The following is a 23317-nucleotide window of genomic DNA, read 5'->3' as shown; positions in this document are numbered from 1 at the left end:
CCCCCCCCCCCCCCCCCCCCCCCCCCCCCCCCCCCCCCCCCCCCCCCCCCCCCCCCCCCCCCCCCGCCCCCACAGGGTAGGTGTTCAACCTCAAGTGAACCGCATTGCCCCGCAGGAACAGGGGCCATGTTCCTTAGAGGCTTTCCAGGCACCCCGCCAGGTCATTACCCAGCTTCTCCAGCACCTGCTCATACCCATGGGCCGCCGCCGGCGTGTAGCTGCCCAACGCATCCAGCTCAGCCAGCTTCACCGGCAGCCCGCTCACCAGGGTTTCCGCCAACCGCGGACGCAATGGCGGTTCGCTGAACACACAGGTCTTGCCCACTTCCTGCAAGCGCGTGCGCATCGCCGCCACATGCTGGGCGCCCGGCTGCACTTCGGCGGCCACGCTGAACACGCCGGCGTGCTTGAGCCCATAGGCATCCTCGAAGTAGTCGAAGGCCTCATGGAAGACAAAATACGGCTTGCCCGCCACCCCCGCCAGACGCGCCTTCAACCGGGCATCCAGGGCATCGAGCCGGGCATCGAAGGCCTTCACATTGCTCTGATAACGCTGCGCGTTGGCCGGATCGACCGCACTCAGGTCCGCGGCCATGCGCGCGGCAATCACCCTGGCATTCACCGTCGACAGCCACAGGTGCGCATCCAACGTGCCCGGACGATGATCGTGATCATGTTCGTCAGCATCTTCGGCATGCGAGTGGCTATCTTCGGCGAACCGACGGAGTTTCATCCCCGGCAGGTCCTGCACCGCCACGGTTGCCAGGCTGCGGTCCTTGAGCACCCGGGGCAGGAAGCTTTCCATGTCCGGGCCGATCCAGTAGAGCAGGTCCACCGACTGCACCTTGCGTACATCGGAAGGCCGCAACGCATAGTTGTGCGGCGAAGCACCCGGCGGCAACAACACCTCGGGGGTATCGACACCCTCCTGCACGGCGGCGGCAATCAACTGCAGGGGCTTGATGCTGGTCAGGACGCTGACTTGCGCCTGAACCGGGGACATCACCAACAAACTGGCACTGATAGTGACAAAAAAGGCAAAAAGACGGGGCACGATGAACACTCAAGGTGGCAGGAACAGGTAACATAATAACGTCTCTCACAAACGCCGTCGCCGCTCATGCCTATAACCCCTCTCGCCAGCCGTCCCCATGATCACTCTCACTGCGTGCACAGCGCGCTGTCCGACGCCGATGCCCTGTGCGCACGCCAGGGCCTGCGTCTGACCGCCCTGCGGCGGCGGGTGCTCGAGCTGGTCTGGCAGAGCCACAAGCCGCTGGGCGCCTATGACATCCTCGCCGTGCTGAGCGAACAGGACGGCCGCCGCGCCGCGCCACCGACCGTCTACCGCGCCCTGGACTTCCTGCTGGACAACGGCCTGGTCCATCGCATCGCCTCGCTCAACGCCTTTGTCGGCTGCAACCACCCGGAACACGCCCACCAGGGCCAGTTCCTGATCTGCCGCGAGTGCCACGCCGCCATCGAGCTGGAACAGAAGTCCATCAGCGACGCCATCGTCGGCAGTGCCCGGGAGGTCGGCTTCGCCGTCGAGGCCCAGACCGTCGAAGTGATCGGGCTCTGCTCGGGTTGCCAGGGGACCTGATGAGCACTGCGCTGATTCGCCTCGAACAGGTGGCCGTGACCTTTGCCGGGCAGCCGGTGCTCGACAACATCCACCTGAGCGTCGAGCCCGGGCAGATCGTCACCCTGATCGGCCCCAATGGCGCCGGCAAGACCACCCTGGTGCGCGCCGTGCTCGGCCTGCTCAAGCCGGATCGCGGCAGCGTCTGGCGCAAGCCGAAGCTGCGGATCGGCTATATGCCGCAGAAACTCCATGTCGACCCGACCTTGCCGCTGTCGGTGCTGCGCTTCCTGCGCCTGGTGCCGGGCGTCGACCGCGCACGGGCCCTGGCGGCCCTCGGCGAAGTCGGTGCCGAACAGGTGATCGACAGCCCGGTGCAAAGCATCTCCGGCGGCGAAATGCAGCGCGTGCTGCTGGCCCGCGCGCTATTGCGCGAACCGCAACTGCTGGTGCTCGACGAGCCGGTGCAAGGTGTCGATGTCGCCGGCCAGGCCGAGCTCTACAGCTTGATCACCCGCCTGCGCGACCGCCACGGCTGCGGCGTGCTGATGGTCTCCCACGACCTGCACCTGGTGATGAGCACCACCGACCAGGTGGTCTGTCTCAATCGCCATGTCTGCTGCTCCGGCCATCCCGAGCAGGTCAGCGGCGACCCGGCCTTCATCGAGCTGTTCGGCCAGAACGCCCAAAGCCTGGCGATCTATCACCACCACCATGACCACGCCCACGACCTGCATGGCGCCGTGGTCAACGAAACGGCCCCGGCGGCCCACACCCACGTTCACGGAGAAAGCTGCAAGCATGGCTGATTTTCTGCTCTACGCCTTGCTGGCAGGCTTGGCCCTGGCGCTGGTGGCGGGCCCGCTGGGCTCGTTCGTGGTCTGGCGGCGCATGGCCTATTTCGGCGACACCTTGTCCCACGCGGCCCTGCTCGGCGTGGCCCTGGGCTTTCTGCTGGATGTCAGCCCGACCCTGGCGGTGACCGTCGGCTGCCTGTTGCTGGCGGTGCTGCTGGTGACCCTGCAACAGCGCCAGCCCCTGGCCTCCGACACCCTGCTGGGGATTCTCGCGCCGAGCACCTTGTCCCTCGGCCTGGTGGTACTAAGCTTCATGCATGAAGTGCGGATCGACCTGATGGGTTATCTGTTCGGCGACCTGCTGGCCATCAGCACCACCGACCTTTACTGGATCCTCGCTGGCAGCGCGGCGGTGCTGGTGCTGCTGATCAGCCTCTGGCGGCCGCTGCTGGCGATCACCGTGCACGAAGAACTGGCCACCGTCGAAGGCCTGCCGGTGGCAGCGTTGCGCATGGCGCTGATGCTGCTGATTGCCGTGGTGATCGCGGTGGCGATGAAAATTGTCGGCGTGCTGTTGATCACCTCCTTGTTGATCATCCCGGCCGCCGCCGCCCAGCGGCACGCCCGCTCGCCGGAGCAGATGGCCCTGGGTGCCAGCCTGCTCGGCATGCTCGCGGTGTGCGGTGGCCTGGCGTTGTCCTGGTTCAAGGACACCCCGGCGGGGCCGTCCATTGTGGTGACGGCTGCCGGCCTGTTTCTGCTGAGTTTTGTCCTGCCACGCAGAGGGGTGTAGACTTGCTCGTTTTTTGCGCAATTAGAGAGTCGCAGGAATGAAGCCGTTCGCCTCCCGTTATCTGCTCCTTGTCGCATTTTCCCTGCTGCTGGGCGCTTGCCAGAGCACCCCACCGGTGGACACCACGGTGCCCGACGCCCGGGTCGCGGCCATCGCCGCGCTGGAGCAGAGCATCAACAGCAATGAACTGACCACCGCCGAGGACCAACTGAGCGCCTTGCAGACGCAGTCGCCGGACGATCCCCAGTGGGTGACCTACCAGCGGCAACTGGCCGAAGCCTATCTGCAACGCAGCCAGATCGTGCTGCAAAAAGGCGACGTCAACGCCGCCGCCACGGCCCTGAGCCGCGCCCGGGCGCTGATGCCCAAGGCTCCGGCCCTGACCGGCGGGGTCAACGGCACGATCGCCCAGGCACGCAAGGCCGAGCTGGAAAAGGCCGAGGCGGCGCTCAAGGCGGCCGAGACCAAGCCAACGGCACGCTTGATCGATCCGAGTGCCGAGAGCAGCACGATTGCCCTGAACATCCAGGACGTTGCACAACTGCGCAAGCAGATGGATGCGCTGGCGGCGGACGTGGTGAATTACCAGTGCACGGTGACCTTCCAGGTGCCGCGCACCGAGGATTACCCGTGGCTGGCAACCTTGCTGGAAAAACGGGTGAAAAAGCTTGATGCGGGCTTCGAGCTGAAGATCGACAAGCAGATTGACCGGCAGGTGAAGGCGCAGGTGGTCTTGAGCCCACACAAGCCGTAAACCCGGCGATCTTCCGTAGGCGCTGGCTTGTCGGGACGCCGCACCGCAGCGATGAGGCCAGCACGTCTTGCATCGAACGTGCGGACGTCATCGCCAGCAAGCTGGTTTCCACAGATGGGTGTCCGACCGTCGATCGGCTTATTTCCGATTGAAAGGTTGTACGCAAAACAAATGCTAAAAACCTCTATACAGACAAGCTAAAATGCCCGCCCGGCTAACCGCTGACCTTTTTCCATTGCGCCCCACAAGGTTCGCTACGTGATCGAGTTTCATAACGTCCATAAAACCTACCGGGTCGCCGGTAAGGATATTCCCGCCCTGCACCCGACCAACCTGCGGGTTGAGAACGGCCAGGTGTTCGGCCTGATCGGCCATTCCGGCGCGGGAAAAAGCACCCTGCTGCGTCTGATCAATCGCCTGGAAGCCCCCAGCGGCGGCCAGATCGTCGTCGACGACGAAGAGGTCACGGCGCTCGATGCCAATGGCCTGCGGCGTTTCCGCCAACAGGTCGGGATGATCTTCCAGCACTTCAACCTGCTGGCCTCCAAGACCGTGGCCGACAACGTCGCGCTGCCGCTGACCCTGGCCGGCGAGCTGTCGCGGCGCGAGATCGACCAGCGCGTCGCCGAACTCTTGCAGCGGGTCGGCCTGTCCGATCATGCGAAGAAATACCCGGCCCAGTTGTCCGGCGGGCAAAAGCAGCGCGTCGGCATCGCCCGCGCCCTGGCGACCAAGCCGAAGATCCTGCTGTGCGACGAAGCCACCAGCGCCCTCGACCCGCAAACCACCGCCTCGGTCCTGCAACTGCTGGCCGAGATCAATCGCGAGCTGAAGCTGACCATCGTACTGATCACCCATGAAATGGACGTGATCCGCCGGGTCTGCGATGTGGTCGGGGTGATGGATGCCGGCGTGATCGTCGAGCAGGGGCCGGTGGCGGATGTGTTCCTGCATCCCAAGCACCCGACCACCCGCCGCTTCGTCCAGGAAGACGAACAGATCGACGAGAGCGAGCAGCGCGACGACTTCGCCCATGTGCCGGGCCGTATCGTCCGTCTGACCTTCCAGGGCGACGCCACCTACGCGCCGCTGCTGGGCACCGTCGCCCGTGAAACCGGCGTCGACTACAGCATCCTCGCCGGACGCATCGACCGCATCAAGGACACCCCCTATGGGCAACTGACGCTCGCTGTCACCGGCGGCGACATGGAGGCCGCCTTCGCGCGCTTCAGCGCCGCCGACGTCCATATGGAGGTACTGCGCTGATGGACCTGTTTCTGAGTTTCTTCGCCAACATCGACTGGTCGGATATCTGGGAAGCCACTGGCGACACCCTGCTGATGCTCGGCACCTCGCTGGTGTTCACCATCCTCCTGGGCCTGCCGCTGGGGATCCTGCTGTTCCTCTGCAGCCCACGCCAGTTGCTGGAGCAGAAAGCCACCTACGCGGTCCTGGCCTTCGTGGTGAACGTGGTGCGCTCGCTGCCGTTCATCATCCTGCTGATCGTGATGATTCCGTTCACCGTGCTTCTTACCGGCACCTCCCTGGGCGTGGCCGGCGCCATCCCACCGCTGGTGGTGGGCGCCGCGCCGTTCTTCGCCCGACTGGTGGAAACCGCGCTGCGCGAAGTCGACCGCGGCATTATCGAAGCCACCCAGGCAATGGGCGCGACCACCCGCCAGATCATTCTCAACGCGCTGTTGCCGGAAGCCCGTCCGGGTATCCTCGCGGCGATTACCGTGACCGCGATTACCCTGGTGAGCTATACCGCCATGGCCGGTGTGGTCGGCGCCGGCGGTCTCGGCGACCTGGCGATCCGCTATGGTTACCAGCGTTTCCAGACCGATGTCATGGTGGTCACGGTGATCATGCTGATCGTCCTGGTGCAAGTGCTGCAGAGCATCGGCGACCGGCTGGTGGTGCACTTCTCGCGCAAATAGATATCGCATTTACAACTGAATCAGCCGGCCCCAGGCCGGCAAGCGCCTGAACCGGCGCCCCCCACATGGAGTCGTTCGATGAAAAAACTGATTGCTGCCTTTGCCGCCGTTGCCGCCTTCTCGGCCCACGCCGCGGAAACCCTGACCGTCGCCGCCACGCCAGTTCCCCACGCGGAAATCCTGGAGTTCGTCAAGCCGGTGCTGGCCAAGGAAGGCGTGGACCTGAAGGTCAAGGTCTTCACCGACTACGTGCAACCGAACGTGCAAGTGTCCGAGAAGCACCTGGACGCCAACTTCTTCCAGCACCAACCGTACCTGGATGAGTTCAACAAGGCCAAGGGCACCCACTTGGTCAGCGTTACTGGCGTACACGTGGAGCCGCTGGGCGCCTACTCCAGCAAGTACAAGAAACTCGCCGACCTGCCGGGCGGCGCCAATGTGGTGATCCCGAACGACGCCACCAACGGCGGTCGCGCCCTGTTGCTGCTGCAGAAAGCCGGCCTGATCAAGTTGAAGGATGCCACTAACATCCTGTCGACCCCGAAAGACATCGTCGAGAACACCAAGGACCTGAAGATCCGCGAGCTGGAAGCCGCCACCCTGCCGCGCGTGCTGACCCAGGTCGACCTGGCCCTGATCAACACCAACTACGCCCTGGAAGCCAAACTGGACCCGTCCAAGGATGCGCTGATCATCGAAGGTAGCGATTCGCCGTACGTGAACATCCTGGTGGCCCGTCCGGACAACAAGGATTCGGACGCCATGCAGAAGCTGGTCGCGGCACTGCACAGCCCTGAAGTGAAAGCCTTCATCATCGAGAAGTACAAGGGCGCGATCGTCCCGGCGTTCTAAAGTCGGCTCGATCTCCTTGAGAGCGGAACTTGTGTGGGAGCGGAGCTTGTGTGGGAGCGGAGCTTGCCCGCGAAGAGAGCGACGCGGTTTTTCAGGTACACCGCGTTATCGTTCTTCGCGGGCAAGCTCCGCTCCCACAGTACATCCACACATGCCTCCCGCAGGCCCCCTGGTAGCTCTCAGCACCCGCCCAGGCACTCCAGCAGGCAATCCAACGCCGGCTGCCGCTGGGCGCGACGCAACACCGCGATCAACTGCCGTTCAAACGTCAGCTCACCCAGCTCAATCACCCGCAACTGATCCGCCCGCTGCAACCACAGTCCCGCCCGGGGCACCAGCGACACCCCCAGCCCGCACTCGACCATCCGCGCAATCGCTTCCAGCTCATCCAGCTCCAGCGCATCGCGTACCTGTATCCGCTGCTCGCGCAGAAACTGACTGACCAGGCGTCCGCCAAACGATGCCCGGTCATAACGCACGAACGGCTGCTCGGCGAGCAATTGCAGCGGGTCATCGCCCGGCAAATGCAGCGGCGCGATCAGTACAAAGGCCTCGCTGGCCAGGGGAATCTCCAGCAGCTCCTTGGGCAACTCGAACGGCGGCTTGATCAACAGCGCCAGGTCCAGCTCACCGGCATCCACCTGGCTCAGCAAATTGAGCGAGACGCCCGGTACCAGCTTCAACTCGACCCGTGGCGCCGCCTGGCGAAAGCGCGGCAAGGCCTGGGGTAACAAGCCGGTCTGCACCGTGGCAATAGCGCCGATGCGCAACTCGCCCTGCCACTCGGCGGCCGTCGTCGACAGGGCCATCTGCCCGTAGAGGACGAGGATCTGCTCGGCCAGGGGCAACGCATGGCGACCCGCCGCATTCAGCACGGCGGCCCGCCCACTGCGGTCGAACAGGCGCAGACCGAGGTTCTGCTCCAGCACGCGCATTTGCGCACTGACCGCCGACTGGGTCAGTCCCACCTGCTGGCCAGCGGCGACAAAGGTGCCTTCGCGGGCGACGCGGATAAAGGTCTTGAGTTCACGGAGCATCGGGCTCACCTAGCAAAAATAGTCGGGCTCGGGAGCAAGAATATGCGCTTTTCAGCAAAATAATCATCGCTACACTGAAAGCTTCATCCCCTCAGCCTGGTATCCGACATGGCGCTTTCACCGTTTCATCTGGCAATCCCGGTCCATGACCTCGCCGCGGCCCGACATTTCTATGGCGATGTCTTTGCCTGCCCGGAAGGACGCAGCAGCGATCACTGGGTGGACTTCGACTTCTTCGGCCACCAGTTGGTGATTCACTATCAGGCCAAGAGCGCAGCTCAGGAACAGGCGCTGAGCAACCCGGTGGACGGCCACGACGTGCCGGTGCCGCATTTCGGCGTGGTGCTGGAATGGGAAACCTGGGAAGCGCTGGCCGAACGCCTGAAAGAGAAGGGCACGCGGTTCGTGATCGAGCCCTATGTGCGCTTCAAGGGCCAGGTGGGCGAACAGGCCACCATGTTCCTGTTCGACCCGTGCGGCAATGCCCTGGAGTTCAAAGCGTTCAAGGATATCGGGCAGATGTTCGCCAAGTAAACCTCACGATCGGCGCTATACCCCGATATGTTGGCGCGGCACGGCCCCCTGTGGGAGCCGGCTTGCCGGCGATGAGGCCAGTGAGTCTTGCATCGCCTGCTAGGACGCCATCGCCGGCAAGCCGGCTCCCACAGGGTTCGGCGATGCTGGCGAGGCCGGGGTTATTTGCGCGTGAGCAACTCCGGCAACTGCGCCACCAGCTTCTGGTTGTTCAACGGCGCGCGGATAAAACCGCGCTGAGTGCCATCCGGCCCGACCAGCGCCAGGTTGCCACTATGGTCGACGGTGTAGTTGGGCTTGCTGGTATCCGCCGGAATAAACGGAATGCTCAGCGCATTGGCAACCTTCTGCAGATCATCGATCGAGCTCGCCGTCAGCCCGCGGAAATCCGGATCGAAATACCCCAGGTACTGCTTGAGCTGCTGCGGCGTATCGCGGTTCGGGTCGACACTCACCAGGATCACCTGCAACTGGCCAACCACGTCCTTGGGCAACTCGCTCTTGATCTGACGCAGCTGGGCGAGGGTGGTCGGGCAGATGTCCGGGCAGAAGGTGTAGCCGAAGAACAGCAGGCTCCACTTGCCCTTGAGCTCGTCAACCTGCACCGGCTGGCCGTTCTGGTCAGTCATCTTCACCCCGGGCAGCGAACGGCTCTGGGGCAGCAGGATAATCCCCGCATCGATCATCGCCGTGGGCTCGCCCTGGCGCTGGTTGTTCATCACTTTATTGACCGTCAGGCCCAGGACCAGGGCCACCACGGCGACAAGAATAAAAACGGTTTTCTGAACTCGAGTCATAGATTCAACAATAGGTAGTGATCGACAAGCAGCGCGATAAACAGCAGGAACAAGTAGTAGATAGAGTACTTGAAGGTGTTGATCGCCGCATGCGGCTGGCTGCCACGGTACAACACCCACGCCCAGTGCAGGAAGCGCGCGCCCAAGGCCGTGGCGCAGACCAGGTAGAGCAGGCCGCTCATATGGATCACGAACGGCAGCAGGCTGACCGCCAGCAGGGCAAAGGTGTAAAGCAGGATATGCACCTTGGTGTACTGCTCGCCATGGGTCACCGGCAGCATCGGGATATCCGCCTTGGCGTACTCTTCCTTGCGATGGATGGCCAGGGCCCAGAAGTGCGGCGGGGTCCAGGCGAAGATGATCAGCACCAGCAACAGCGGTTCGGCGCTGACATGGCCGGTGGCCGCGACCCAGCCGAGCAACGGCGGCGCCGCCCCGGCCAGACCGCCGATCACGATATTCTGCGGCGTGGCACGCTTGAGAAAACCGGTGTAGATCACCGCGTAACCGAGCAGCGAAGCCAGGGTCAGCCAGGCCGTCAGCGGGTTGGTGAAGCTCAGCAACAAGGCCTGTCCGAGCACCGCGAGGAGCAGCGCAAAGCTCAGCGCCGCCGTCGGCGAGACCCGGCCCTGGGCCAACGGCCGCTTGTGGGTGCGGGCCATCAGCGCATCGATGCGCCGATCCACCACATGGTTGACCACCGCCGCGCCGCCGGCACACAGGCCGATGCCGAGGTTGCCGAACACCAGCACGGTCCAGGGCACCCCGGCGCGGGTCGCGAGAAACATGCCCACCAGCGAGGTGATCAGCATCAGCACCACCACCTTGGGTTTGGTCAGCTCCAGGTAGTCGCGCCACAGGGCCTGGCCCTGGCGCTCACCGATTACAGTCGCCACGGCATTTCTCCCTTGATCGTGATGGGTGCATGGACCGCTTTGATCGGGCTCAGGCGCCAGCGCGCTTGCGCCCGCACCCGGACCAGCGCGGTGCGCGCGTGGTAGTTGATCAGCACCAGCGTCAGCAACAACGCCGCGCCACCGGCATTGTGCGCCACGGCCACCGGCAGTGGCAGATGAAAGTAGACGTTGCTCAGGCCCAGGCCGATCTGCGCCGCCAGCGCCAGCAGCAGCAAACCGGCAAGCCGGGTCATGCCCACCGCCCGCAGTTGCCAGGCCAGGCCCAGCAACACCAGGGTCACCAGCAGGGCGCCGATGCGGTGGGTCAGGTGAATCGCCGTGCGCGCATCACTGTCGAGCTGGCCGCCCAGGTAGTTGGGGCCGATATGCTGGGTCAGGTGAAAACCGTTGGCGAAATCCGCGTTCGGCCACCATTGGCCATGGCAGGTTGGCAGGTCGATACAGGCCACCGCCGCATAATTGGAACTGACCCAGCCGCCGAGGGCGATCTGCAGGATCACCAGCAGCAGCCCGGCCGTGGCCCAGCGCTGTAAGCGCCGCGGCACCGCCAGCGCCGGCAGCACGCCGGACAGGCGCAAGGTCAGCAGGAACAGCAGGCTCAAGGTGGCAAAGCCGCCGAGCAGATGCGCCGTGACCACCTGGGGCCAGAGCTTGAGGGTCACCGTCCACATGCCGAAGGCCGCCTGGGCGAAGACCACCCCGAGCAGGAACAGCGGCAACTTCAACGGTTGCCCGTCACGCCGGCGCTCATGCCAGGAGCGCGCGGCCAGCAACACAATCAGCAACCCCAGGGTCCCGGCGAAGTAACGATGGACCATCTCGTTCCAGCCCTTGTGGGCCTCCACCGGGGTTTCGGGAAAATGCAGCTCGGCATGGGCCAGCTGGACTTCGCCCTGGGGCACGCTGATAAAGCCGTAGCAACCCGGCCAGTCGGGGCAGCCCAGGCCGGCGTGGGTCAGGCGGGTATAGGCCCCCAGCAGGACGACGATCAGCGCCAGCAGGGTGGCGAACAACGCGAGGCGAAATCCAGGTTTGGCCATGACGATGCCCTCATCCGATATTCGACAATTTCAGCAGTTGCACCAGGTCGTTTAGCAGATCCTTGCCCTTGACCCCGGCGTCGTAGCGCAGCACCAGGTTGCCGTGGGGATCGACGATCCACAGTTGCGCCGCGCCATTGCCCTGGGTCTCTCGAGTATAGGCCGCAAGATCGAGCGGGTAGCGCTGCAGCTGCGGGTATTCGCGCTTGAGCTTGGCGTCGTAGCCCGTCTCCAGGGGTTGCGCCGTCGCCAGGGCATGGCTGGCCCGGGAAGCATCGCGGCCAAGAGCGATCTGGATCTGCCGCGCCAGGTAGACCAGTTGCTGGCAGTCCGCGGCACACTCCCCTGGCGCCGTCACCAGCATCTGCCAACGCTGCTCGTCGGTCTGCACGCCCAAGTCGACGCGGCTTTCGCCGTTGCCGATCAACTCGCCGTGATAGCTGCGGCTCTCCGGTACCCAGAACTGCAACTTGTACATCCCGGTGGCGAGGATCATCGGGCCGATCACCACCAGCAGGATCAGGATCAGTTGCCAACGACCACGGGCGCGCTGTGGCCGGCCCGGGGTTTCAGCTGTGTTCAGAGGATTCATGGCCGCTCCCATGGTGCTTCTCCCTTGCGTTATGCCATCCGAGATAGAGATAAAGGCCGAACAGCGCCAGTGCCATGGCGAACCACTGCACGGCATAGGCCACATGTTTTTCCGGCCCCATGCCTTCGGAGACCACCGGCCAGCCGGCCTCGTAGGCCGCCGGCCCGGACTCCTGGCGCAGTTCGTAGTTGAAACCTGTACGACCCAGTTCGGCCCAGAGCTTGTCCGGCTCGATCACGGTCACCAGCCGTGGCCAGCTCGCATTGGCCGGGTCGGCGCCCAACTGGAAAGTCGCGCCGGGCGAGACATACACCCAGGCGCCGATCTCCAGCCGTTGCGTGGGGGTGCTGAACAGCGGCGGCGTGCGCCGATCCGGCCAGGGCAACCAGCCCCGGTTGACCAGCAACCACAGGCCGCTGGCCTCGTCGTGGAACGGCTGCAACAGCTCGACGCCGACCCGGTCGTCACGCATGCGGTTATCCAGCAGGTAGCTGTGCTCAGTGTCGAACTGACCGCTCAGCCGCACCCGCCGGAACGCCGGATCGGGTAGGGCTTTCAGCTGGTCGCCGGCCACTGGCTCGGCAGTACGGCGCTGGGCATGGTTTTCCAGCAGCACGCGCTTCTGCTCGCTGCGACTCAGCTGCCAGAAACCCAGGCAGACCAGCAACGGCAGCAGCACGAGCACCACCAGCGTCGGCGCGATGCCGGGCTGGAAGCGCCTCATGGCCGCACCCCGGCGACCGCTATTCGACTCGCTATACTCAATTGCATACGCATCTCCCCCGGAGTCTCACCATGTTGAAAGCGGCGATTGTCCTGATGCTGTTGGCCACGCTGGCCAGCCTGTTCAGCGGCCTGTTCTTCCTGGTGAAGGACGACGCGCACTCCAAGCGCCTGGTCCATGCCCTGACCGTCCGGGTCGGGCTTGCCGTGATCACCCTGGCCTTGATCAGTTGGGGCTTTTTCAGCGGCCAACTGGTGTCCTCGGCGCCCTGGTAAGCCCCAGGGCCCGGCAAGGCTCAGAGCACGTAGACGAACACGAACAGGCCGATCCAGACCACGTCGACAAAGTGCCAATACCAACTGGCCGCTTCAAAACCGAATTGATGCTCGGCATTGAAGTGCCCGCGCATGACCCGCATCAGCATCACGAACAGGATCAGGGTGCCGATGGTCACGTGGGCACCGTGGAAACCGGTGAGCATGAAGAAGGTCGCGCCGTAGATGCCCGAGCCCAGGGTCAGCCCCAGCTCGTGGTAGGCATGAATGTACTCCTTGGCCTGGAAGGTCAGGAACCCGATCCCCAACAGCACGGTGAACGCCAGCCAGAGCTTGAGGGCGCCGCGATGGCCGTTCTTCAGGGCATGGTGGGCGATGGTCACGGTGACGCTCGAACTGACCAGCAGCACGGTATTGAGCAGCGGCAGTCCCCAGGGACTGATGGTTTCCCTGGGGCCGGGGAAGAGTTTCGGATCGGGGTTCTGGAGCAATGGCCAGGCGTTCTGGAAGTTCGGCCAGAGCAGGTGGGCGATCCCTTTCGCGCCGCCGTCACCGGCCAGCCACGGCACCGCCAGATTGCGCACGTAGAACAGCGCGCCGAAGAAGGCGATGAAGAACATCACCTCGGAAAAGATGAACCAGCTCATGCCCCAGCGGAACGAGCGATCCATCTGCGCGCTGTAGAGCCCGGCGCGACTTTCCTTGATCACCGTGCCGAACCAGCCGAAGAGCATGTAGGCCAGCAACAGCCCGCCGACGAAGAAGATCAGCGGGCCGTGGGAATCCGGGCGCGCCGCCTTCAGGTCGTTGAACCAGGTACCCAGGCCGAACATCGTGGTCAGCATGCCCAACGTGGCAATGATCGGCCACTTGCTCTGGGCCGGTACGTAATAGTGCTCATGAATCGCCATTTATTGTTCTCCTTATCGGGCACGCCAAATGTCCTAGCCGCCCGTACCCGCCACGGGCGGGTTGCGGGCGGTGATGTCGAACAGCGTGTAAGCCAGCGTCAGGTGCTTCACATCCCTGGGCATGTCGCGGTCAACGATGAAACGTACCGGCATCTCGATGCGCTGCCCGGGTTGCAGGGTCTGTTGGGTGAAGCAGAAGCATTCGGTCTTGTGGAAATACACCGCGACATTCGCCGGGGCGATGCTCGGGATGGCCTGGGCCTTCATCACATGATCGGTGGGGTTGTAGGCCACGAAGAGCATCTCGTTGACCGCACCGGGGTGCACGCTCAGCTGGTCGGCCTTGGGATAGAACTCCCAGACCATGTCGACGGCATTGGTCGAGAGGAATTGCACGCCGATCTTGCGCGACAGGTCGACCACCTGTTCGCCTTCATACTGCCCGGCGGTCTTGCCGTTGATGCCGAAGGTCTTGCACATCACGTCGTACAGCGGCACCAGGGCAAAACCGAAGGCGAACATCGCTACCACCACCAGCAACAGGCGCGTGACCAGGCGTTTGAGCGAGATCGAGTCGGCCATGGCTTACTTCACTTCCGGCGGCGTGGTGAAGGTGTGATAGGGCGCCGGTGACGGAATGCTCCACTCCAGGCCCTCCGCGCCATCCCAAGGCTTGGCCGGGGCCGGCGGGCCGCTGCGAATGCACTTGATGACGATGAACAGGAACAACAGTTGCGTGACCCCGAACATGAAGCCGCCGATCGACGAGACCATGTTGAAGTTGGCGAACTGCAGGTTGTAGTCCGGTACCCGCCGCGGCATTCCCGCCAGGCCGACGAAGTGCATCGGGAAGAAGGTCAGGTTCATGCCGACGAACGACAGCCAGAAGTGCAGCTTGCCGAGGGTTTCGTCGTACATGTGCCCGGTCCACTTCGGCAACCAGTAGTAGGTGGAGGCGAAGATCCCGAAGATCGCGCCCGGCACCAACACGTAGTGGAAATGCGCCACCACGAAATAGGTGCCGTGGTACTGGAAGTCCGCCGGCGCCATCGCCAGCATCAGCCCGGAGAAGCCGCCGATGCTGAACAGGATAACGAAGGCCACCGCGAACAACATCGGCGTCTCGAAGGTCAACGAGCCTTGCCACATGGTGCTGACCCAGTTGAACACCTTCACCCCGGTCGGCACCGCGATCAGCATGGTCGCGTACATGTAGAACAACTCGCCGACCAGGGGAATGCCGACCACGAACATGTGGTGGCCCCAGACGATGAACGAAAGGAAGGCGATACTCGCCGTGGCGTAGACCATCGAGGTGTAGCCGAACAGCGGCTTGCGCGAAAACGCCGGGATGATCGCACTGACCGCGCCGAACGCCGGCAGGATCATGATGTACACCTCGGGATGGCCGAAGAACCAGAATACGTGCTGGAACAGCACCGGATCACCACCGCCGGCGGCGTTGAAGAAGCTGGTGCCGAAATGGATGTCCATCAGCATCATGGTCACGCAGCCCGCCAGCACCGGCATCACGGCAATCAGCAGGAACGCGGTGATCAGCCAGGTCCAGACGAACAGCGGCATCTTCATCAGGGTCATGCCCGGCGCACGCAGGTTGAGAATGGTCGAGATCACGTTGATCGCGCCCATGATCGAACTGATGCCCATCATGTGGATGGCGAAGATGAAGAAGGTCACGCTCTCCGGACCATAGGTGGTCGACAGCGGTGCATAGAAGGTCCAGCCGAAGTTCGGCCCGCCGCCGGGCATGAACAGGGTCGAGACCATCAGCGCGAAGGCCGCCGGCAACAGCCAGAAGCTGAAGTTGTTCATCCGCGGCAAGGCCATGTCCGGCGCGCCGATCATCAGCGGGATCATCCAGTTGGCCAGGCCGACGAAGGCCGGCATCACCGCGCCGAAGACCATCACCAGGCCGTGCATGGTGGTCATCTGGTTGAAGAACGCCGGTTCGACGATGTGCAGTCCCGGCTGGAACAGTTCGGCGCGGATCACCATGGCGAAGGAGCCGCCGAGCAGGAACATGGCGAAGCTGAACCACAGGTACAGCGTGCCGATATCCTTGTGGTTGGTGGTCAGCACCCAGCGCATCAGCCCCTTGGCCGGACCGTGGACGGCGTGCTCATCGTGGCCGACATGGCCATGGTCGTCGATCAGTGCACTCATGTCCTCTCTCCTGCTGACGGGGGGAACGGCTTGGTCGAGGGCACTGGCCTCCGACCGGTTCGGCGAACCTGCAACAGCGCTGTTTGTTTCGGAGCTGTTCATTTGCCCTCCGTCTGCTTCAGTGCCAGGACTTCCTTGGGGGTGACCATGTCGCCCTTGTTGTTGCCCCAGGCATTGCGCTCATAGGTGATGACGGCGGCGATATCAACTTCCGACAACTGTTTGCCGAAGGCCGCCATGGCGGTGCCCGGCTTGCCGAAGAACACCCGGTGCAGGTGATCCTCTTTCGGACCGGTGGCGATCTTCGAGCCCTTGAGCGCCGGGAACATCGGCGGCAAGCCCTGGCCCTCGGCCTGGTGACAGGCCACGCAGGTGGTGTGGTAGATCTTGTCGCCGCGCTCCTTGAGTTCGTCGAGGGTCCACTCCTTGCTGGTCAGTTCCTTGAGCTTGGCGGACTCGGCCTTGCGCTCGGCCAGCCAGCTGTCGTAGTCGGCCTTGGTGCGGACATCGACCACCACTGGCATGAAGCCGTGGTCCTTGCCACAGAGTTCTGAGCATTGCCCACGGTAGATGCCGGGCTTGTCGACGCGGGTCCAGGCCTCGTTGAAAAACCCCGGGATCGCATCGCGCTTGACCGCAAAGGCCGGCACCCACCAGGAATGGATCACGTCGGCGGAGGTCACCAGGAAACGCACCTTGGCCCCCACCGGCAACACCAGCGGCTGATCGACTTCCAGCAGGTAGTTTTCGCCCTTGGGCGCCTGGTTATGCATCTGTTCGGCGGGGGTGGACAGGTTGCTGAAGAACTCGACATCCTGGCCCAGGTATTTGTAATGCCATTTCCACTGATAGCCGGTGATCTGGATATCGACGTCCGACTCGCTGGTGTCGTACATCTTGATCAGCGTGGCGGTCGCGGGAACCGCCATCACCACCAGGATCAGCAGAGGCACGATGGTCCAGAGGATTTCCACGGTGGTGCTTTCATGGAACTTGGCCGCTACCTGGCCGGTGGAGCGTCGGTGCATGATCATCGACCAGAACATTGCACCGAACACGACGATGCCGATCACCACACAGATCCAGAAAATGGTCATGTGCAGATCAAAGATCTCGTGACTGACTTCCGTCGCTCCAGGCGTCATATTCACGGTCCAGGCAGCCTGCGCCTGACTGAATATCGACCACAACAGGAGGCCCATCCAGACTCGTGGATGTCGCATCATTGCGGGTTCCCCTTATCGTTCTTGTTATCCCGCCGGCTTTCACCTGCGGCCAAGGGAATGGTCGTACTGCGTAAGCGGACCATTCGGCCTGGCCTGCAACCGCAGCCGGGCGTCATCAGCTAACTCCATACAAAACCGAGTATAGACAGCGACCGGGACCGCGCCATGCGATCTGGGAAATGAACTGAAAGGCGACTGGGTATCGGGCTGGAGGCCCTGGATTACCTGAGGTAGGGCAGAAATGATGGCAAGCCGATATAACTCATGCATATAAGCATGAAATAATTATTACAAATGCGTCTGAGCATCTTTTATAACCCAGCTACTTTGTATTCTCCCTATTTTCCCTTTGTCGCACCCCCCTGGAGTTTTCATGAACACCGCCGCATTGCGCGAGCAGATTCAACGTGCCCATCAACACGAGACCGGTACCGGCCAGTTGACTCGTCAACTTGAAGTTCAATTGCCGCACCTTCACCCCGCTATTCAACTGCCGGATGTGGACGCCAAAGGCGTGCTGACGCGCTTTGTCAAAGCTTACATCGACCTGGTTCCCGACCTGCTGGATGCCGCCAATGAGGTGGCGCGCGAAGCCGGTATCGAATCGCAGATCAAACCGGTGCTGACAATCGCCGAGCAGTTTTTCCTGCAACCGCCGGCGATCCTGGAAGGCCATGTCGGGCTCGACGGCCTGCTGGATGAAGCCTATCTGGCGCACCGCCTGGTGGAGGAGGTCAACGACCTGTATATCAAGCATTTCGGCCAGCCGTTGATTCCCTCGGACATTACCGTGGCCAACCTGATCGCCCACCAGTTGATCGGCGAGACATTCGCCAACCAGCTGGATGAAGCGGTGCATCACGCGGTCGATGAAATGCTCAATGAAGAGAGCTTTGCCCTGGAGTCGGTGGAAGCCTATCGCGAGCGCCTGTACAACCCGGACACCGAGGCGGCGTGGAAACGCTGGCCGTGCCTGTCGCGCCAACTGGGCGTGGAACTGGAGCTCGACAAGCCCAGCGCTTAGTGCGGCCAGGCCTTCGCGGCCGAACGCGGTCCCCTGTAGGAGTCGGCTTGCCGGCGATGGCGTCCGCATCGGCGCCGCAAGGCCCAAGGGCTTTATCGTCCTTAGGGCCGCTATCGCCGGCAAGCCGGGCTCCTACAGGTTTTGTGGTGTTTTCAAGATTCTCATCAGACCGCGGCGGAACCGATACCGGTGGTGGTCCGCAGCCGCCCCTCCAGACGCCGTTTCAAGCCATGGGACTCGATCACCAATCGCGAACCCTTGGCCCGGTTGGCCCGATCCCATTCCTCCAACAGCTCCAGGCACGAGTGGTCGATATAGTTCAGGTTGCCCAGCGGTACATGCACCACCGTGCCCGGCGGAACCGTCGACAGCACCCGCGTCAGCGCCGGCACCTTGAGAAACGTCGCCGCCCCCAGCAGGCGCAGCTCCATCTCACCCTCGGCGGGCAAATCCACCAGGCTGATTTTCAGGCGCGAGGCCTTCCAGGCCAACTTCGCCAGGGTCAGGCCGAAACCGATCAATACTCCCGTCAACAAGTCGCTGCAGACAATCGCCAAGGCCGTGGCCGCATAGGTCAGCATCGGCATGCGCCCGTAACGCCCCAGGCCGCGAAAGGCCTTGAGGTCCACCAGCTTGATGCCCGTATACACCAGCACACCCGCCAGGCTCGCCACCGGAATGCTTTGCAGCACGCTGGACAGCAGCAGCACGAAAGCCAGCAGCCACAGACCATGGAACATCGCCGACAGCCGGGTCCGGGCACCGGCCTGGACATTCGCCGAACTGCGCACGATCACCCCGGTCATGGGCAACGCCCCGAGCAAGCCGCAGAGCATATTGCCCACCCCCTGCGCCGACAGTTCGCGGTCGAAGTCCGAACGCTGACCGTCGTGCATGCGGTCCACCGCGGCCGCCGAGAGCAGGGTTTCGGCGCTGGCGATAAAGGCCACGGCAAAGGCCGCGATCAGCAGGTTGGGGTTGGCCAGGTTGAGCAGGTCGGCGGGCCGCAGCCAGTCAATGGCCTCGGCCAGGTTGGCCGGGACTTCCACGCGCTTGACCGACAACGCCAGCAGCAGGCTCGCCAGGGTCGCCAGGCCCACGCCGAGCAACGCACCCGGCACAAAGCGCAAGGCCTGAGGTTTGCGCCTGTCCCAAACCCACATCACCAGGATCGTCGCCAGGCCCAACGCACCGGCCTGCCAGCCGCTGCCTTCGCCGGAAAACGCCTGACCCAGCGCGGCGGGAAAGCCCAGCAGGTTGTCCAGACCCGAGGGCCGGGGCGAGCCGTCGAGCATCACATGCATCTGGGACAGAACGATCAACACGCCAATACCCGCGAGCATGCCATAGACCACTGCCGGCGCGGTCACCCGGAACCAGCAGCCCAGACGCAGGCGACCGGCCAGCAATTGCAGCAGGCCGGCCAGTAACAGGATCGGCCCGAGCATGGCCATGCCGTGCTCGCGCACCAGTTCGAACACCAGCACCGCCAGGCCCGCCGCCGGACCACTGACCTGCAACGGCGAACCGGCCAGCCAGCCCACCACCAGCCCACCGATGATGCCGGTGATCAGCCCCTTGGCCGGTGGCATGCCGGAGGCGATGGCGATCCCCATGCACAGCGGCAGGGCAACCAGGAATACCACCACGGAAGCCAACAGCTCCCGTGGCAAAAGCGCTTTCAGTTGTGCAGCACGCATGATCAGTCTCCTGAGGATATCTTCAGGCATGGCAAAGCCCGACCGCTCTGACGCCGGTCGTGGCTGAACCCAATGGAGGGAGGAAGCTTCAGACGCTAGAAGCGGGCTTTGGGCGTTGCACTCGGGATCGGATGAGTACCATCGAGAGGCAGGAAACAGGCCCGATCGGCGTCATACGCTTTGATTTCGCTGGTTTCGATGTTGTAGACCCAGCCATGGATAAACAGGTGACCGTTGGCCATGCGCGAGGCCACCGAGGGATGTGTGCGCAAGTGCTGCAACTGGGCGATGACGTTTTCTTCGGTCAGCACCTTCATGCTTTCGCCTTCGTTGGCGCAGTCGCAGTTCTCATGGACCATGGTCTTCGCCACTTCCGCATGGCGCAGCCAGGCTTTGACCGTGGGCATCTTTTCCAGGCTGTCGGGGTTGAGCACCGCGCGCATGGCGCCGCAGTCCGAATGCCCGCAGACGATAATGTGCTGCACGCCCAGGGCCAGCACCGCGTACTCGATGGCGGTCGAGACACCGCCGTTCATTTGCCCGTAGGGCGGCACCACATTGCCGACATTGCGGGTCACGAACAGGTCGCCTGGGGCGCTTTGGGTAATCAACTCGGGAACGATGCGCGAGTCGGCGCAGGCGATGAACATCGCCCGCGGGCTCTGCGCCGTGGCGAGTTTCTTGAACAGCTCTTCCTGTTGCGGAAAGACTTCATGGTGAAAATGCAGGAAGCCATCGACGATATGTTTCAGCGCCGCATCGGCACTTTCGGCTCCGGAAACCCCTGATGCCGACGCAGCTGACGGCTGTTTATCCTTGTCACTCATGATTCATCCTCTTTTCTGACGGATTTAAGGGGATTTTCCTGATTTGGCTCGCTCGCGGCCAGCACTCATCGGATCAACGCGCCCGATTCCTTGAACGCCACCCGTACGAAACAGGCAACTTCACCCTAACCGCGAAAACTTAACTCAAGCTGAATCAGAGGCTCTAGAACGGACGTTCCAGAAGCTTCTTACGCTTGTTACCCAAGAGTATAGGCACAGGCTAAACACCACCAAGCAACCTTGGTCCGGGTCATGGTTCAGAGTAACGACATCTGCCCTCCGGGGGGACAGAACGCCGTGCAATCGAGGTTGAAGCCTTCCCGGTGGTTGAGACCCAAGCGCTTGATGGCCTTGGCAAAGCGTTGTGCCAGCAGGTCGGCAAACGGCCCTTCGCCGCGCATCCGCGCACCAAACCGGCTGTCGTAGAGCTCACCGCCGCGAGTCTGGCGGATCAGGCTCAGCACATGGGCCGCCCGCTGCGGGTAATGGGCGGCCAGCCACTCCTCGAACAGCGGCGCCACCTCCAGCGGCAGGCGCAGCATCATGTAGGCGGCACTCTGGGCTCCAGCATCGCGGGCCTCGGTGAGCAGGCTTTCCAGCTCACTGTCGTTGATCATCGGAATCATCGGCGAACACAGCACGCCCACCGGGATGCCCGCTTCACGCATGACCCGGATCGCCCGCAAGCGCGCCTTGGGCGCCGCCGCACGGGGTTCGAGGATGCGCTTGAGCTCATCGTCGAGGCTGGTCAGGCTGATCATCACCGCCACCAGTCGCTGCCGGGCCAGTTCCGTCAGCAGGTCCAGATCGCGCAGGATCAACGAGCCCTTGGTGACGATGGTCACCGGATGCCGATAACGCAGCAACACCTCGAGAATCCGCCGGGTGAGCTGGTGCTCGCGTTCGATCGGCTGGTAGGGATCGGTGTTGGAGCCCAGGTTGATCGGGGCCACCCGATAGCCCGGCTTGGACAGTTGTTGCTCCAGCAGCGCGGCCGCGTTGGTCTTGGCGATCAGTTTGGTTTCGAAATCCAGGCCAGGGGACAGATCCCAATAGGCATGGCTGGGGCGTGCGTAGCAGTAGATGCAACCGTGCTCGCAACCGCGATAGGGATTGATGGAGCGGTCGAAGGGCAGGTCCGGCGAGGTGTTGCGGGTGATGATGGATTTCGCCGTCTCGATGCGCACCTCGGTGCCCTGGGTCAGCGGAACCTCCTGGTACCAGCCGTCGTCCTCGGCCACCGAACGATTGGGCGAGAAGCGGTTGTGCGGGTTGGTCGCGGTGCCACGGCCACGGAGTGGGAGCGGGGTAAACATTGGAGAAGGCTCCATTACTGTATTTATATACAGTAATGGAGCCGAGCCGATCTGCCTAGCACCGTCTGGCAGGAGCGCCCAAAAGGCCCGGCCGAACGCGGACCTTGTAGGAGCCTGCTTGCTGGCGATGGCGATCGTAAGGGCACCGCAAGACTCAAGGGCCTCATCGCCGGCAAGCCGGCTCCTACAGGGGGCGGTGGCGCTCTCGGGATCTTACGGCTTGGCCGGCATATCCTCCTTGCGCAATGCCGCCACATCACTGGCCTTCACCGCGCCGCCCTGGTTGCCCCAGCTGCCGCGAATGAAACCGACCACATCCGCCACTTCCTGGTCCGACAGCCGCCAGGCAAACGCCGGCATGCTGAAGGCCGAAGGTGCAGTGTGGGTCGCCGGCAAGGTGCCGCCCTTGAGCACGATATGGATCAACGAGGTGGCATCCGCCGATTGCACCACCGGATTGCCGGCCAACGCCGGGAACACCCGGGTATAACCGTGCCCGTCGGTACGGTGGCAAGCCGCGCAGTTGTCGATGTAGACCGATGCCCCCGGCCTGCTGTCATCACCTTTCCACAAGGCCTGTGCGACCTGTGGCTCATAGCCGTGGGGCGCATCTTGCGGGTCCACCGGCGGCAAGCTCTTGAGGTAATGGGCAATGGCGCTCAGGTCGTCATCGCTCATGTACTGCATGCTGTGCACCACCACGTCGCTCATGCCGCCGAATACTGCGCTGCGCTCACTGCGACCGGTCTTGAGGAACTGCACCAACTGCGCCTCGCTCCAATTGCCGAGGCCATCCTTGTGGTCGCCACGCAGGCTTTTCGCGATCCACCCTTCCAGCGGTGCGCTGCCCGCCAGGAAGGCGCTGCCGTCATTGGCGCTCAAGGCCTTTTCCTGCATGGTCAGGGCCCGTGGCGTATGGCAGGCGCCGCAATGGCCGAGGCCTTCGACCAGGTAAGCGCCGCGACTCAGCAGCGGATCCGCGCCGCTAGCGGCCTGATATTCGGCGACCTTGGGCGCGAACATCCAGCGCCAACCCGCCAACGGCCAGCGCATGCTCAGCGGCCAGGGGATATCGACCACCTTGTTGTCCTGGGCCACCGGCGCCACGCCCTTCATGAAATAGGCGTACAACGCCTGCATATCGCTGTCACTGACCCGGGCGTAGGACGGATAGGGCATCGCCGGGTACAGGGTACTGCCGCTCTTGGCGACACCATGCCGGACCGCCTGGTCGAAATCCTCGAAGCTGTAGGCACCGATGCCGCTTTGGTCCGGGGTGATATTGGTCGAGTAGATCGTGCCGATGGGCGTCTGCATCGGCAGCCCACCGGCGAACGGCTGGCCGCCCTTGGCCGTGTGACAGGCGACGCAATCCCCGGCCCGCGCCAGGTATTCGCCCTGCTTGATCAGGGCCGACGGATCGGCCTCGGCGGCGCTGACCGCGCCATTGCCCAACAGTGCCAGGGTGGCGATAACCAATGCTTTCATGTTCATC

The 23317-nt window shown here is 63.4% G+C and carries 25 protein-coding genes; 10 read left to right on the top strand and 15 right to left on the bottom strand.

Annotated elements, in window-relative coordinates:
- Positions 1 to 133: 133 nt before the first annotated feature.
- Positions 134 to 1054: a zinc ABC transporter substrate-binding protein gene (locus AC07T0_RS30160; protein ID WP_495004614.1), complete on the bottom strand. Its 921-nt coding sequence runs from the start codon at positions 1052 to 1054 to the stop codon at positions 134 to 136.
- Positions 1055 to 1120: 66 nt separating this feature from the next.
- On the opposite strand from AC07T0_RS30160, the gene zur reads away from it, so the two are divergent.
- The 7 genes from zur to AC07T0_RS30125 all read left to right on the top strand — a co-directional run bounded on the left by zur (position 1121) and on the right by AC07T0_RS30125 (position 6718).
- Positions 1121 to 1603: a zinc uptake transcriptional repressor Zur gene (zur, locus tag AC07T0_RS30155; protein WP_495004613.1), complete on the top strand. Its 483-nt coding sequence runs from the start codon at positions 1121 to 1123 to the stop codon at positions 1601 to 1603.
- Positions 1603 to 2391, top strand: coding sequence for a zinc ABC transporter ATP-binding protein ZnuC (znuC, locus tag AC07T0_RS30150; protein ID WP_495004612.1), 789 nt, complete (start codon positions 1603 to 1605; stop codon positions 2389 to 2391). Before zur ends, znuC begins: the two co-directional genes overlap by 1 nt.
- Complete coding sequence (gene znuB, locus AC07T0_RS30145; RefSeq protein ID WP_495004611.1) at positions 2384 to 3172, top strand: zinc ABC transporter permease subunit ZnuB; 789 nt, start codon at positions 2384 to 2386, stop codon at positions 3170 to 3172. Before znuC ends, znuB begins: the two co-directional genes overlap by 8 nt.
- Positions 3173 to 3209: 37 nt before the next feature.
- Positions 3210 to 3926, top strand: a complete 717-nt coding sequence (locus tag AC07T0_RS30140) for a PA5502 family lipoprotein (RefSeq protein ID WP_495004610.1) — start codon at positions 3210 to 3212, stop codon at positions 3924 to 3926.
- Between the two features lie 258 nt (positions 3927 to 4184).
- Positions 4185 to 5192 carry a methionine ABC transporter ATP-binding protein gene (locus AC07T0_RS30135; protein WP_495004609.1) on the top strand — a complete coding sequence of 336 codons (1008 nt, stop codon included), beginning with the start codon at positions 4185 to 4187 and terminating at the stop codon, positions 5190 to 5192.
- Positions 5192 to 5866 (top strand): methionine ABC transporter permease, encoded by a 675-nt coding sequence (locus tag AC07T0_RS30130; RefSeq protein ID WP_495004608.1) that lies wholly within the window; start codon positions 5192 to 5194, stop codon positions 5864 to 5866. The genes AC07T0_RS30135 and AC07T0_RS30130 overlap by 1 nt, the downstream gene beginning before the upstream one ends.
- 78 nt (positions 5867 to 5944) lie before the next feature.
- Positions 5945 to 6718, top strand: coding sequence for a MetQ/NlpA family ABC transporter substrate-binding protein (locus AC07T0_RS30125; RefSeq protein WP_495004607.1), 774 nt, complete (start codon positions 5945 to 5947; stop codon positions 6716 to 6718).
- Positions 6719 to 6897: 179 nt separating this feature from the next.
- On the opposite strand, the gene AC07T0_RS30120 is transcribed toward AC07T0_RS30125, so the two are convergent.
- Entirely contained in the window at positions 6898 to 7755 is an 858-nt protein-coding gene (locus tag AC07T0_RS30120) for a LysR family transcriptional regulator (protein ID WP_495004606.1), read from the bottom strand.
- A 108-nt stretch (positions 7756 to 7863) separates the two neighbouring features.
- Between AC07T0_RS30120 and AC07T0_RS30115 the strand changes: the two genes are divergently transcribed.
- Positions 7864 to 8289 carry a VOC family protein gene (locus tag AC07T0_RS30115; protein ID WP_495004605.1) on the top strand — a complete coding sequence of 142 codons (426 nt, stop codon included), beginning with the start codon at positions 7864 to 7866 and terminating at the stop codon, positions 8287 to 8289.
- Between the two features lie 161 nt (positions 8290 to 8450).
- On the opposite strand, the gene AC07T0_RS30110 is transcribed toward AC07T0_RS30115, so the two are convergent.
- From AC07T0_RS30110 to AC07T0_RS30090, 5 genes are read right to left on the bottom strand one after another with little or no spacing between them, the layout of a single operon-like run.
- Positions 8451 to 9086, bottom strand: coding sequence for an SCO family protein (locus AC07T0_RS30110; protein WP_495004604.1), 636 nt, complete (start codon positions 9084 to 9086; stop codon positions 8451 to 8453).
- Positions 9083 to 9982: a heme o synthase gene (gene cyoE, locus AC07T0_RS30105; RefSeq protein WP_495004603.1), complete on the bottom strand. Its 900-nt coding sequence runs from the start codon at positions 9980 to 9982 to the stop codon at positions 9083 to 9085. Before cyoE ends, AC07T0_RS30110 begins: the two co-directional genes overlap by 4 nt.
- Positions 9970 to 11043, bottom strand: a complete 1074-nt coding sequence (locus AC07T0_RS30100; RefSeq protein ID WP_495004602.1) for a COX15/CtaA family protein — start codon at positions 11041 to 11043, stop codon at positions 9970 to 9972. Before AC07T0_RS30100 ends, cyoE begins: the two co-directional genes overlap by 13 nt.
- 10 nt (positions 11044 to 11053) lie before the next feature.
- Complete coding sequence (locus AC07T0_RS30095; protein WP_495004601.1) at positions 11054 to 11647, bottom strand: PA_0111/PP_0108 family redox-active disulfide protein; 594 nt, start codon at positions 11645 to 11647, stop codon at positions 11054 to 11056.
- Positions 11613 to 12359, bottom strand: coding sequence for an SURF1 family protein (locus tag AC07T0_RS30090; protein ID WP_495004600.1), 747 nt, complete (start codon positions 12357 to 12359; stop codon positions 11613 to 11615). The genes AC07T0_RS30095 and AC07T0_RS30090 overlap by 35 nt, the downstream gene beginning before the upstream one ends.
- 71 nt (positions 12360 to 12430) lie before the next feature.
- Here AC07T0_RS30090 and AC07T0_RS30085 point away from each other — a divergent pair, with 71 nt between their 5' ends.
- A complete protein-coding gene (locus AC07T0_RS30085; RefSeq protein WP_495004599.1) occupies positions 12431 to 12634 on the top strand; it encodes a twin transmembrane helix small protein in 204 nt (67 codons plus the stop codon).
- A 20-nt stretch (positions 12635 to 12654) separates the two neighbouring features.
- Here the strand turns inward: AC07T0_RS30085 and AC07T0_RS30080 are convergent, their stop codons facing one another.
- From AC07T0_RS30080 to coxB, 4 genes are all read right to left on the bottom strand, one after another.
- Complete coding sequence (locus tag AC07T0_RS30080) at positions 12655 to 13545, bottom strand: cytochrome c oxidase subunit 3 (RefSeq protein WP_495004598.1); 891 nt, start codon at positions 13543 to 13545, stop codon at positions 12655 to 12657.
- Positions 13546 to 13578: 33 nt separating this feature from the next.
- Positions 13579 to 14127 (bottom strand): cytochrome c oxidase assembly protein, encoded by a 549-nt coding sequence (locus AC07T0_RS30075; protein ID WP_495004597.1) that lies wholly within the window; start codon positions 14125 to 14127, stop codon positions 13579 to 13581.
- Positions 14128 to 14130: 3 nt separating this feature from the next.
- Positions 14131 to 15729, bottom strand: coding sequence for a cytochrome c oxidase subunit I (gene ctaD, locus AC07T0_RS30070; RefSeq protein ID WP_495004596.1), 1599 nt, complete (start codon positions 15727 to 15729; stop codon positions 14131 to 14133).
- A 98-nt stretch (positions 15730 to 15827) separates the two neighbouring features.
- Positions 15828 to 16955, bottom strand: a complete 1128-nt coding sequence (gene coxB, locus AC07T0_RS30065; RefSeq protein WP_495004595.1) for a cytochrome c oxidase subunit II — start codon at positions 16953 to 16955, stop codon at positions 15828 to 15830.
- 373 nt (positions 16956 to 17328) lie between these two features.
- Here coxB and AC07T0_RS30060 point away from each other — a divergent pair, with 373 nt between their 5' ends.
- Complete coding sequence (locus AC07T0_RS30060) at positions 17329 to 17979, top strand: hypothetical protein (protein ID WP_495004594.1); 651 nt, start codon at positions 17329 to 17331, stop codon at positions 17977 to 17979.
- A 164-nt stretch (positions 17980 to 18143) separates the two neighbouring features.
- Here AC07T0_RS30060 and AC07T0_RS30055 read toward each other — a convergent pair whose 3' ends face one another.
- The 4 genes from AC07T0_RS30055 to AC07T0_RS30040 form a co-directional block, all read right to left on the bottom strand.
- On the bottom strand, positions 18144 to 19679 hold the full coding sequence (locus tag AC07T0_RS30055; protein WP_495004593.1) for a SulP family inorganic anion transporter: 1536 nt from the start codon (positions 19677 to 19679) through the stop codon (positions 18144 to 18146).
- Between the two features lie 95 nt (positions 19680 to 19774).
- The gene (locus tag AC07T0_RS30050; RefSeq protein ID WP_495004592.1) at positions 19775 to 20506 is read right to left on the bottom strand and encodes a carbonic anhydrase; all 732 of its coding nucleotides are present in this window, start codon (positions 20504 to 20506) and stop codon (positions 19775 to 19777) included.
- A 257-nt stretch (positions 20507 to 20763) separates the two neighbouring features.
- Positions 20764 to 21822, bottom strand: a complete 1059-nt coding sequence (locus AC07T0_RS30045) for a PA0069 family radical SAM protein (RefSeq protein ID WP_495004591.1) — start codon at positions 21820 to 21822, stop codon at positions 20764 to 20766.
- A 213-nt stretch (positions 21823 to 22035) separates the two neighbouring features.
- Complete coding sequence (locus AC07T0_RS30040) at positions 22036 to 23310, bottom strand: c-type cytochrome (protein ID WP_495004590.1); 1275 nt, start codon at positions 23308 to 23310, stop codon at positions 22036 to 22038.
- Positions 23311 to 23317 lie beyond the last annotated feature (7 nt).

This window comes from Pseudomonas sp. GW821-FHT04D07 (assembly GCF_059420225.1).
Note: the sequence above shows the minus strand (reverse complement) of the source record. Positions and strands in the feature narration are given on the sequence as shown.